The sequence below is a fragment of the Rhizobium terrae genome (assembly GCF_003425685.1).
Lineage (GTDB): Bacteria > Pseudomonadota > Alphaproteobacteria > Rhizobiales > Rhizobiaceae > Neorhizobium > Neorhizobium terrae.
Genome location: NZ_QJKM01000008.1, coordinates 327,474 through 339,124, shown reverse-complemented (window position 1 = coordinate 339,124; position 11,651 = coordinate 327,474). Strand labels below are relative to the sequence as shown.

The following is an 11,651-nucleotide window of genomic DNA, read 5'->3' as shown; positions in this document are numbered from 1 at the left end:
CCTTGCCGGCGCACCTCGAAAGCCTCGCCGATCGGGCGCGTGGTTACGTCGAAGCGGCCTCCTCCGCCAACACGCGGCGGGCTTATGCCGCCGACTGGAAGCATTTTGCCGCCTGGTGCCGCCGCCAGAACTTGTCTCCCCTCCCCCCGGATCCGCAGTTGGTCGGGCTTTATATCACCGCCTGTGCATCGGGCACGGCAGAACGTGGCATGAAACCAAACACGGTTTCCACCATCGAGCGGCGCCTCGCCGCGATCAGCTGGAACTGTGCCCAGCGTGGCATGCCGCTCGATCGCAAGAACCGCGCCATCGCCACCGTGATGGCCGGCATCCGCAACAAGCACGCCGCCCCGCCGCGGCAGAAGGAAGCGCTCCTGCCGGAGGACCTGATCGCCATGCTGGAAACCCTCGATCGGGGTTCTCTGCGCGGCCTGCGCGACCGCACCATGCTGCTGATCGGTTTCGCCGGCGGCCTGCGTCGCTCAGAAATTACCGGGCTGGATCTCGGCCGCGACCAGACCGAGGATTCTTCGGGCTGGATCGAGATTTTTGACAAGGGCCTGCTCATCACCTTGCGTGGAAAAACCGGCTGGCGTGAGGTAGAGATCGGCCGCGGCTCGTCCGACGCCACCTGCCCGGTCACCGCCGTCAAAACCTGGATCAAGTTTGCGCGGATTGCCAAAGGCCCCCTCTTCCGCCGCGTCACCGGAAAGGGCAAGGATGTCGGTCCCGATCGCCTCAACGATCAGGAGGTGGCGCGTCTGGTCAAGAAGACGGCGCTCGCCGCCGGCATCCGCGGCGACCTTCCGGAGATCGAGCGCGGACTGAAGTTTTCCGGCCACTCGCTGCGCGCCGGTCTCGCCTCCTCGGCCGAGGTCGACGAGCGTTATGTTCAGAAGCAGCTTGGACACGCCTCGGCCGAAATGACCCGTCGCTACCAGCGCCGGCGTGACCGATTCAGGGTCAATCTGACAAAAGCCGCGGGACTTTAAAACGCCCCCTCCCCTGCTGGACCGCCAGTAGGAAGCCTCAGCAAGAGCTGGAGGATTCTTCACCTTCGGCTTCAATCGAAATCCGTAAGCAAACGCCACTCATTCACTGTGGCAGATATGCCTCTGCTCCTGTGGCGATAATTTCTTCTTCGCTGAGGTGCCTATGCCAGTGTGAGTAGAGCACAAAGCGATCGCGGGAAAGTCCGATATTCCTTTTCAGATGCCGGTAAATAGCACTGAACGCCTTGTGTTCGCAGCCGCCCCAGACAAAGGCGGTCTCCAGCATTACGGGCCAATGAACCGCGCGCAGGGCATCCTCCAGCAAGGTTGTCGTGCCCGGCTCGGCGCCGCCTCGATGCAGCCAGACCGTCGATATGCCGTTGGGACAACGAAGCGCCAATTCGTCGGCTTTCGCGTCGACCTCGATGAAAGCATGGCCGGTAACCCCGGTAGGGAGCGATTCAAGAATCCTGGCGATTCCAGGTATTGCCGTCTCGTCTCCGAACAGGACATAGAATTCCGCATGTTTTGGACCGTTGGCGGCAGGGCCGAGGATCCCGACAATGTCGCCCAACTGTGCATCGATCGCCCACCGGGTTGCGGGGCCGGGCTTCGTGTGGAGGGCAAAGTCGACTGCGATTTCCTGCCTTGCGGGGTCGATGTGCCGGATCGTGTACACGCGCGTCGGAACAGCTTTGTCATCCGGCCAGACGACATGGCCGCGGTGGTCGAGCATAGGCCACCGCGGTTCGGCGATGCCACGCGGCTGGAAGACGAGTCGACAGTGCAGCTGGTCATCGCGATCGTACCGTTCCAGGTTCTCCCCCCCAAAAACGATCCGGCGCAAACGGGGTGTAATGTCTTCGATGGATTTCACATGCAGGATACGGAGATCGGCGGGCAGCGCGGGTTCCGCATGGTCACCTTCCCATTCGATTTTCAGTTTCTCTCGCGACGCGATAAACCCGATCGGTCCGACGAGAGCATGCTTAAGCCGGTTGAGACCACCCGTGTCCGGGGCGCCGGCCGTCAGTCTGAAGCCATTTTCGACAGCTTCGAACGTGGCATCCCCGAAGGGTGAGCGGATATGGTGAATTCCATCGGCCTCTTCGACGGTCATGTCATGGGTAGCGATCGAATCGACAATCGCCTCAAGATATTCGCTGATTTTGGCAAATTGCACGACAGCGCTTGCCTGATATCGTTTGCTGGCAGACGGTGGCATTTGGAGTGGCTCCATTATCAGATCGAGGCCCACAATGGCCCCTCGATGGGAAACGCTGCGAACTCGCGGTTGATGGTGTTGAGGATCGCCGCCAGGTCGAGATCAGTGCATCGTTCGGGATGAAGCCATTTGGCGGTTTGAGCCACGAAGAGGATGTTAAGCGGCAGATTGGTGATCAGCCCGGTCCAGATTCCGTGAACGCGCTTCGCGCGAACGCTTGGCAAATGTTCAAAGGCAGGCCTGCCTTCGATCAGGCGCTGTAATCCTTGCCTGCCCAGCGCCGGGTCAATCCCGGGCCCGATCGGGGGGCGCCCGCCCGATATCCACCCGCCGCCCGAGGCGATATAGACCTCATGCGGCGTGGCCAGCAAATATTCGAGGGAAAGCTTCTCGAACCACGGCGCGGTCACACCCGGCAAAGGCTGGCCTCCGGCCAGTGCCAGCAGATCGCCCCAGACCTTTCTTCCCGCTGCCCAGCAGCAATCGTCAAGGGTGGACTGAACCTCCAGATAGGTCGTGACGGGTTTCGCACCCGAGATGCGCGCGGTGATCCCCGCCAATTCCCGTTCAAAGAAGGAAATGAACGCATCGGCTTTGGCCGATGCACCGAGAAGCGCGCCCCACATTTTCATCGAAGTCTTGAGTTCGGCAACAGGATCCGACCCCTGCTCGCCGGTGATCGTATTGCTCGACGCATCGCCAAAGACGACGGGAATGCCGAATTGTCTCAGCCGTTCCACTATGGAGTCGCCGTTGCCTTGCGGCGTCATGAAGGAGGTCGTCACAACGAGATCGGGTGCCAGACCGATCAGCCCCTCCAGCGAGATGGTGTCGGGAGATTGTTGGCCAACAACGCTGATCGTGTGGCCATTGGCGAGGCGTTTTTCCAGAAGCTCGCTGTCGATGCGATCGACGGCGGCCCAGCCAACGACAAGAGAGGCGGGATCGGGATGCAGGAGGGACATGGTCAGGAGATCATGTGCTTCGAGCAGGACGATCCTTTTCGGTAGCGCGGGGAGATGCACCTCGCGCCCCGCCATGTCTATGATCGTGACGGATTGGTCCGCCCCAGCATGATCGATCGTCGAAAGAAGACTCGCGGCGGCCAGGGAAGCACAGAAACTGCGTCGTGTAATCGTCAAGGCTGCTCTCACCACTTGTATCTGAGCCGAGCCAGAACCGTGCGGCCGCTTCCGTACTGGCAATAATATTCCGAACTGCAGGAGGAATAATATTCCTTGTCGAGCAGATTGGTGACATTAAGCGTTGCCTGAAGTCCTTTCAGGCTTGGGTTCTTCGCCCGGAAATCGTAGTGGAGCGCTGCGTCGAGCAGCGTGTATCCATCGGCTTTCACCGTATTGGCGTCGTTGCTGTAGCTGGGCCCGACGAAGCGTACGCCCCCGCCGATGCTCAATCCTTCCAGCGCGCCGGTATCGACGGTGTAGTTTGCCCAGAGCGAACCGTAATAGCGCGGCACGGCCTGTGGCCGATTGCCGATGATCGACGCGTCGCTGGATTCGGAAACTTCCGTATCGAGGAGGGAAATCGCGGCAATCAGTTCGAGATTGCTGGTCAGGTTCCCTCTTGCTTCAAACTCCACGCCACGCGAATGGATTTCGCCTTGCTGCTCGTTGAAGCCGGTTGAAGCATTGAAGTAGACGACATTCTGCTGGCGGATATCGAAGATGGACAGGGTAAAGAGAGCATCCAGCCCGGCTGGCTGATACTTGATACCCACCTCGTATTGTTGCGCTTCCGTCGGCTTGAGCGGATTGCCATTGGCTCCCACACTGGTGGACGGCTCGAATGAGGTGGAGTAGCTGACGTAAGGTGCTATGCCATTATCGAACAGATACAGCAGCCCGGCTCGATAGCTCATTGCGCTGTCAGATCGCTCGGATGATGTCCCGGTGAGGCGATTGTCGGTGTGCTGGTTTGCCCAGTCGTGCCGGACACCGAAGACACCGCGCAGGTCGCCTACCTCTATCTGGTCCTGAATGTAGATGCCTGTCTGTCGAAGTGTCTGGTCGCTGTTGATGGCAGTCATGAACGGGCCGACCGGTTGGCCATAGATAGGGTTGGTGACGTCAAGCGACGTTGCGCCACCCAGCAGGTACTCCCAGCTGCTGCTGGAACGCTGGATGTCGAGGCCTGCGAGAAGCGTATGGCGGACGACCCCGGTATCGAAGTTGAATTCGGCCTGATTATCGAACGAGAAACCATCGACATCCTCAATGGAATGGACGGCCCAGCGGGGGATGAGCCCGGTTGCCGACATCGGGCCATTCATCTGAAGCGAGCGCATGTCGGTCTCGACTCCGGAATAGCGGAAGTTCGACCGTATAGTCACCTGCTCATCGAAACTGTGTTCGAACCTGTACCCAACGCCGTATTGAGTGCGCTCGAAGGAGTCGTAATTCGGATCTCCGACATTGAGATCGCGGCCGAGGAACCCGGCATAACCCGCCGGTGCCAGAAACTTGGGATACAAGGAATTGAAATAGCCGCCTTCCGGATCGCGCTGATAATAACCGGAGATCACCAGCGACGTTTCGGCATCCGGTTGCCACTTGAGCGATGGCGCAACGCCGAAGCGCCTCTCATCGACATCGTCATAGCGGGTGCCGGAGGAGCGACCTACCACTCCAAGCCCGTACTGCAACGTTCCATCGGATGTAAGAGGTCCCGTGGAGTAAAAACCGCTCTGAATTCGTCCGTCCGTTCCGGCCTCAAGTCTCACCTCGTTGATTGGACGTCGGATGGTTCCCGGCTGACCTGGTTCACGAGGCCGCCTGGGCTGACCTGGCCATACAAAAGCGCTGCTGGACCCTTCAGGACATCGATATGGTCGAGCAAAAACGGATCGATGGAAGGTGTGGCAAAGGCTTGGCCACGCTGAAGCTTGAGGCCATCAAGGTAGTTCACATAGCTGGTCGACGTGCCGAAAGCGCCGAAGCCACGCAGAAACACGGAATCGTAACGTGAATTCGAATCCCGGTCGGAGAGGACACCGGCGGTGTACCGTAGTGCCTCGCTCACCGTTTGAGGGTTCTGGTCGTCGATCTGCTTGCGCGAAATCGTGGTTATGGATTGCGGCGTCGCTGCCGCGGGTGCTCGGGTCTTCGTGGCCGACCTGTTCGATTTAACAAGAACGCTGCCGGACGTGTCGTCGGTGACTCCATCAGCGGAGATAATAATTGGCGCAAGCTGCGTGCTCTGCTCCTGAGCCCAGGCTTGGTTGGCAACGAAGAGAAAGGTCGATGCCGTTAGTATTTGCTTTAGGGAAAGGCTGAGCTTCACAAAACGCCCCCATGGTCGAAGCTTGCGGTATTTGGTAAGCTATTAAATCATACGGGACCGTCCTGTCCAGATAACGTGAGTATTATTGTCGACTTTTTATGTTGGCAATTCCGGCGGCAAACGCCAGAGAAGTCACCCAGAGAACGACAATGGGAGAAACAATGACAACGCGTAAATTGGGAACGCTCGCCAGATCAGGCCGCCCCCCTAGGGAAATGCAGAACGCGGCGGCTGAAAGGATCATAGAGACGGCAACCGTGCTTTTTGCCGGCAAGGGCTTTGCGGGCACCTCCATGGAGCAAGTTGCTTCGCAATGCGGGGCAGGTAAGGACACCGTCTACAGGCGCTTCCCCTCCAAGGTCGCCCTGTTTGAGGCCGTGGTCGAACATGCGCACAGGCGCGCTGTGGCGAGACTTGAGGACTTATCACCTTTGGAAGGAAACGCTCTGGAACGGCTGAAAGCCCTCCTCCGGGAGCTTCTGCACATCAACATGGAGCCCGACTTGATCGCCTTGAAACGGATCACATTCAGTGAAGCTGTCGTGTTCGAGAAGAATGCACCGATCCCACCTCAACCGGATCCGATCATGTCTCGATTGGTCGATGCAGTCGGTGAGGCACAAGGTGCCCGAATGCTTGTCGATGGTGACGCAGACGCGATCGCCAGTCATCTCATCCACTGTATGGTCGCGCTCCCGACCTCCGTCGCCATGTTGGGAGGCAAGGGATTCGATGACCCGCGCACCGTCGACGCGCATTTCGAGAGTACGTGGAATTGGCTCATCAACGGCGTGTCAACGCGGCAGCGATCTTAGACTGACGGCAGGTTTTCATTCTGTGTCCGCCACAACGAGCTTTCCGGAACGCAAAAGCCCCGATTTCAGAGGTTTTAGGCGGTACGGACGCCGGAGAGATTACGCTTAGAGACGTTTACAAACGTTCATTTTCTCAAGCATTCCTTATTTGTACAGAGCACCCGAAAGCGCGCGCGAAAACATGGCAAAACGACAAGCCGCAAATCCATCGCCGGTCCCCAAGCGCCTTATTGGCTATGCACGCGTCTCGACTGACGATCAGGTCCATGATGCGCAGATGGACGAGCTAGGTGCTGCCGGCTGTGAGCGTATTTTCCAGGAACACGGATCCGGTGCATCACGGGCCAGGCCGGTTCTGACAAGGCTGCTCGGCGAACTGGCCGCCGGCGATGTACTTGTCTTCGTTGGGGTGGATCGCCTCGCTCGCTCCGTCAGCCACCTGTTGCAGGTGATCGAGGACCTGGAGGAACGCAGCGTTCACTTCCGATCGATCCGGGATCCGATCGACACGTCCACGCCACAGGGTATGTTTTCTCTTCAGGTTCTCGGAGCTGTCGCCCAACGGAAATGTCCTTGCAATTCTGGAGTAACGCTCCATAAATGCAAGGATGATTGAACGTAGAATCGAAGAGAAGCTCCTGTATCTGATTGATGACAGCCCAGCCGTTGCACTGCTTGGCCCTCGCCAAGTCGGCAAAACGACAATAGCCATAGATATCGGCAATACCCGACCTTCAATCTATCTGGACCTGGAATCGGAGGCAGACCGGGCCAAGCTGTCAGAACCGGAACTCTATCTTGCAAGTCACAGTGACAAGCTAGTCATCCTTGATGAGGTTCACCGCCTGCCGAATGTGTTCCAAGTGCTGCGTGGTTTGATTGATCGCAACCGACGAGTCGGACGGCGCACCGGCCAGTTCTTGCTGCTCGGCTCGGCGTCCATCGATCTTCTTAAACAGTCGGGCGAAACGCTGGCCGGCCGCATTGCCTACCTTGAAATGCAGCCTGTCGATGGATTGGAAGTATCGCCGGATACTCTCGATACACTTTGGCTGCGGGGCGGCTTTCCCGATAGTTTACTTGCGTCCACTGACCGCGCAAGCATGCGTTGGAGACAAGACTTCATTCGCACCTATCTTGAACGAGATATTCCATTGTTGGGACCGCGCATTCCCGCTGAGACGTTGCGACGGTTCTGGACCATGCTGGCACACCACCAGTCCGGGCTTCTCAACGCAGCCGAACTCGCCCGCTCCCTTGGGGTCGATGGTAAGACCGTTGCTTCCTATCTCGATCTTCTTGTCGACCTACTTCTGGTGCGCCGTCTCGAACCCTGGCATGCTAATGTCGGTAAGCGGTTGGTCAAATCACCCAAAGTCTATGTAAGGGACAGCGGCATTGCCCACGCACTTCTTGGGCTTGGAAGCGCCGAGCAACTGCTCGGGCATCCAATTGTCGGCTCCAGTTGGGAGGGCTTCGTGATCGAAACACTGATCGCCGCATCGCCTGACGATACTGCGGCCAACTTCTACCGTACAGCGGCTGGCGCCGAAATCGATCTTCTGCTAACCCCTCCAGGCCAAAAGCCCTGGGCCATAGAGATCAAGCGAAGTCTGTTGCCGAAACTCGACAAAGGGTTTCATATCGCTTGCGAGGATCTCCAGCCCCAAAAACGCATCGTTATCTATCCCGGTGAAGAAACCTTTCCTCTACCAAACGAAGTGACTGCTATGCCCCTCTCGACCGCCGGCCGCCTGTTGCTTGACCGATAGCCGAATGCTCTTCCAAGCGGGCAAAGCCTGCGCCGATATGGATCCTTGGAAAAGTGTTTTTCCTAAACGACTGATAAGCTTTGCCACGCCTCGTCGCCATGATGGCCTCGGTATTGAGGCCCTTCCTGGCATGGCGCGCGGTTTTTGGAAGCGGCTCGGCCGCGCTTCGTCAGGGCTCAGTGCACGCAATCTCACCTGGGCCGCCGGCATTCCCAAGCACCAGAAGGTTTAATCCTCAGGATGTTGCCTTGATCTTTCCGGTCGCCGGCCATGGACGACCGCGCAAGCATTCAATTCCCGACACTCTTCGGCCGCAGCCGAAACGAGCCTGGCGGGACCGAACTGGAGGAAGGTCGGTTGGCGTCGCGGCACGAAGGATCGACTGCTGCACGTGGACGTTTGGCGGCCCTGCGCATTCGCATTGCCGATGGCAACCCGTAATAATCGCCGGCTGGAGGTGAGTGAGTTTTCTGCCTAGGGTTTGCGGTTAGGATATCTGATCCAAGGAGCGAATTGCCGAACGCGCGCGAGCATCCGGACCGGGAAGGAGATACCCGAGTTGACAGCTGTCAACTCGCTCTCGCCTGCCGGCATCTCAGTCGCAATTTACGCCGGCAAACGTTGCGAAACGCAGTTCGCCTTGTAAGCCGCAGGAACACGGTTGTCGCCTCGCCGAAGAGCGCGCGCCAACCCATTGAAGCAGCCGATCAGACCCCACGCCAGGAGAACGCGTAGCGACAGATCTAACCGGTTGTTCAATATACCGCTCGACTTATCCCCTTCGAGCCGTTCCGACGCCCGCGCCCGTTCGGGACCTCGCTCCGGCCGTCGGATAGTGGGATGATCTAGCCTGCCGGCGGCGGAACCCCGGAAAGCGGACGCCCGAGTTGACAGCTGTCAACTTGCCCTCGCCTGCCGGTATCCGCGCCGCAGTTTTGCGCCGACAATCGCTGCGAGACGTCGTTCGGCCTCCAGCCGGCAGGAAAACAGTTCGATGCGAAATCGTCCCCTGGTGCCGATGCGGCCCCAGTTCCGGGTGAGCGCCGCACCCTGGAAAAGATCCGGCTCGACAGTCAGACAATAGAAGCGGGCCATGTTGCGGGACGGATCGCGGCGGGTGAGAAGAAGCGGTTCGTGTTCCATGCCGGAAGAATCGCAATCGAGGATTTTCGCGTCCAACGACTTCGGTGAATCGATCCGGCCGTTTCGATTCACGCCGATGATGGATCCGGCTGCCCGAACGAAAAGCGCCGCGCCCCGTTTCCGGGACACGGCGCTCAACGACGACGGAAGAACCGACGGCTAGTGCACGGCGCCGGAGCCGCCGACCGCAACGACGGCGAACGGCATGCCTTCCACCGGAATGGTGCGGCTCTCCGTCAGGGTGTCGATATCGATGAGCCGCACCAGGGAATGGCGCGGATCGGTGACGGCGATCACGTCGCCGGCCACCGCCAGCCGCGGGCGCGGATCGCGCCAATGACCGTCCTTGCTATAGGGTTCGGTCACCTTAACGCTTCTGGCGATCCTGCCATCCAGCACGTTGAGAAGATGCAGATCGCCGTCCTCCGTCAGGACATAGGCGTTCTTGGCCCGCGCCGGATCGAGCGCGAAGTCGACGCGCCGGGTCGGCAACTCGATCAGCTGGTAGGGTTTTTCCACGTCCGGATCGATCACCATCAGCTTGTCCTCGCCGAAATTGCCGAGGAAGAACTGCATCGATTTGCCGCCGAGCAGGGTGGTCACCTTGCCCTTGGGAAGATCCTTGTCATAGGGGAGCATTTCGAGCGTTGGGCCGGCATCGCCGCCGGGGCGGGCGAGAAGCACGCCTTCCTCGCAGCCGAAGGCGACCAGGCGGGCGGACGTCGCTTCGCCATGCAGGGCAGTGCAGGGGGCGACACCGCCCACTTGGGCGCCTGCCTCATCGAGCACCCGCAGACCGAGCCGCGGCGGAAGATCGCCGGCCTTCACCTCCGCCCTGGTGTCCGGCACCGAGACCAGAACATGCCGCCCCATGGTGACGGCAACGCCATGATGCGGCGCAGTCGCACCGACCGACCGGATCTCCGACCTGCCGTCCAGCAAGGCGTCCTCGTCGACGATATCTGCGCGTCCTTCCCGATCGAAGAACAGGATCATCTCCTCGCCATGCGGCACGGCATGCACCGGCCGCTTGCCCTGGAAATCCACCTTCAGCATCTCCGGCGGCGTGATCGTCACGTCCCGATGCTCTCCATGATCGGAAAGCGCGATCCCGCTGGAGATCGCCTGCACCATATCCGCCTCCGTCTGCACCGCAAAGACCGTGCGGCCCGAGGCGCTGGCCGTCAGCGCGGCAAACCCCTTGAGACCGAAGCTGCCGAGCACCGAGCCGCTTTCGAGATCGACGGCCCGTACGATCGGTGCCGTGTGATCTGCGATGAAGAGCCGCCAGGCCTCCTGTTCATGGTCATCCGCCGTCGCGGGGGAGGCCGCCAGCCAAAGCAATGCCGCTGACGCGGGCAAGCCCGCCTTCCATCCCTCTCTGATCAGTCTCATCCGGATTCTCCTTTAGATATGTAATAACGTTACATTCATAGATCGTGAGATGGAGATCTGTCCAGTCCTCGGCAGAGAGAAATTATCCGCGGCCAGCAAAGCGGGATCATTCGCAGGTACAGCAAAGCATCTGATCGGAGAGGGGAGGGAGGGGCTTTCGAAGAACCGCCGCGGGAAAGCGTTACGGACGCAGGAGCGGCTTCAGCATGCGTGCAATGCCCTTCAGCGGGTCGAGATACCGTGCAGCCATCTCCGAACCCGGGACGCTCGCCGCCGGGGCACCGATATTCAGCGCCGCAATCACCCGGCCGCGATCGTTTTCCAGCGGCACGGCGATCGAACAGAGGCCGAGTTCCAACTCCTGGTCGATGACCGCGTAACCCTGAGCTCGCACCCTTGCGAGTTCCTCCATCAACTGCCCGGGATCGGTGAGGGTACGCGGCGTGAAGGATTTGAGGTTCGTCTGGCGGAGCAGCGAGAGCGCCTCATCCTCCGGCATTGCCGCCAGCAGCACGCGGCCCATGGAGGCGCAATAGGCGGGCAGGCGGCTTCCCGGCATGAGGTTGATCGACATGACCCGCTTCTGCGAGGCGCGGGCGATATAGACGACCTCGGTGCCGTCGAGCACGCTCGCCGAGGCGCTCTGGTGCACCTCCTCGGACAACCTGTCGAGGAACGGCTGGACGATATGGGGGAGGGGAGTCGCGGAAAGATAGGCATGGCCGAGTCGCAGGATCTTCGGTGTCAGGGCAAAGAACTTTCCGTCGTAATCGGCATAACCGAGTTCGGAAAGCGTCAGCAGGCAGCGCCGCGCCGTCGCCCGGTCGAGGCCGGTCGATTTGGCGACATCCGAAATCGACAGTCGGCGCGTCGTCTCGCCAAAAGCTTCGATGACCTTCAGACCGCGCGCGAACCCGCTGACGAAATCCGTTTCCCGCATGTACGGCCTACTCCTTGTCCATTTTCGAGCCCGCCCCTCACGCCTGCCGGCACCTTCTCTCCGCTTGCG

Annotated in this window: 10 protein-coding genes and 2 pseudogenes; 5 read left to right on the top strand and 7 right to left on the bottom strand. The window is 59.8% G+C overall.

Features of this window, described 5'->3' with window-relative positions:
- Window positions 1–992 (top strand): site-specific integrase (locus tag DMO26_RS17435; RefSeq protein ID WP_117193402.1); only part of this gene is annotated, 992 nt, incomplete at its 5' end.
- A 103-nt stretch (window positions 993–1,095) separates the two neighbouring features.
- Here the strand turns inward: DMO26_RS17435 and DMO26_RS17430 are convergent.
- The 4 genes from DMO26_RS17430 to DMO26_RS34405 are packed head-to-tail and all read right to left on the bottom strand — an operon-like array spanning window position 1,096 to window position 5,517.
- Window positions 1,096–2,217, bottom strand: a complete 1,122-nt coding sequence (locus tag DMO26_RS17430) for a siderophore-interacting protein (protein ID WP_117193401.1) — start codon at window positions 2,215–2,217, stop codon at window positions 1,096–1,098.
- 17 nt (window positions 2,218–2,234) lie between these two features.
- Window positions 2,235–3,359: an ABC transporter substrate-binding protein gene (locus DMO26_RS17425; RefSeq protein ID WP_162894943.1), complete on the bottom strand. Its 1,125-nt coding sequence runs from the start codon at window positions 3,357–3,359 to the stop codon at window positions 2,235–2,237.
- Window positions 3,360–3,367: 8 nt separating this feature from the next.
- Entirely contained in the window at window positions 3,368–4,957 is a 1,590-nt protein-coding gene (locus DMO26_RS17420; protein ID WP_226951328.1) for a TonB-dependent siderophore receptor, read from the bottom strand.
- Window positions 4,954–5,517 carry a TonB-dependent receptor plug domain-containing protein gene (locus DMO26_RS34405; protein WP_226951327.1) on the bottom strand — a complete coding sequence of 188 codons (564 nt, stop codon included), beginning with the start codon at window positions 5,515–5,517 and terminating at the stop codon, window positions 4,954–4,956. The genes DMO26_RS17420 and DMO26_RS34405 overlap by 4 nt, the downstream gene beginning before the upstream one ends.
- A 161-nt stretch (window positions 5,518–5,678) precedes the next feature.
- Between DMO26_RS34405 and DMO26_RS17415 the strand changes: the two genes are divergently transcribed.
- From DMO26_RS17415 to DMO26_RS35175, 4 genes and pseudogenes are all read left to right on the top strand, one after another.
- Window positions 5,679–6,332 carry a TetR/AcrR family transcriptional regulator gene (locus DMO26_RS17415; RefSeq protein WP_117193400.1) on the top strand — a complete coding sequence of 218 codons (654 nt, stop codon included), beginning with the start codon at window positions 5,679–5,681 and terminating at the stop codon, window positions 6,330–6,332.
- A gap of 181 nt (window positions 6,333–6,513) precedes the next feature.
- Window positions 6,514–6,894: pseudogene (locus DMO26_RS17410) on the top strand (recombinase family protein); the annotation flags it as partial.
- Window positions 6,895–6,940: 46 nt separating this feature from the next.
- Window positions 6,941–8,104: an ATP-binding protein gene (locus DMO26_RS17405; RefSeq protein WP_117193399.1), complete on the top strand. Its 1,164-nt coding sequence runs from the start codon at window positions 6,941–6,943 to the stop codon at window positions 8,102–8,104.
- Between the two features lie 172 nt (window positions 8,105–8,276).
- Window positions 8,277–8,542: pseudogene (locus DMO26_RS35175) on the top strand (transposase); the annotation flags it as partial.
- 459 nt (window positions 8,543–9,001) lie between these two features.
- Here the strand turns inward: DMO26_RS35175 and DMO26_RS17400 are convergent.
- From DMO26_RS17400 to DMO26_RS17390, 3 genes are all read right to left on the bottom strand, one after another.
- The gene (locus DMO26_RS17400; RefSeq protein WP_117193398.1) at window positions 9,002–9,247 is read right to left on the bottom strand and encodes a WGR domain-containing protein; all 246 of its coding nucleotides are present in this window, start codon (window positions 9,245–9,247) and stop codon (window positions 9,002–9,004) included.
- 159 nt (window positions 9,248–9,406) lie between these two features.
- Window positions 9,407–10,636 carry a hypothetical protein gene (locus DMO26_RS17395; protein WP_404947062.1) on the bottom strand — a complete coding sequence of 410 codons (1,230 nt, stop codon included), beginning with the start codon at window positions 10,634–10,636 and terminating at the stop codon, window positions 9,407–9,409.
- Window positions 10,637–10,823: 187 nt separating this feature from the next.
- Window positions 10,824–11,582, bottom strand: coding sequence for an IclR family transcriptional regulator (locus tag DMO26_RS17390; RefSeq protein ID WP_117193396.1), 759 nt, complete (start codon window positions 11,580–11,582; stop codon window positions 10,824–10,826).
- Window positions 11,583–11,651 lie beyond the last annotated feature (69 nt).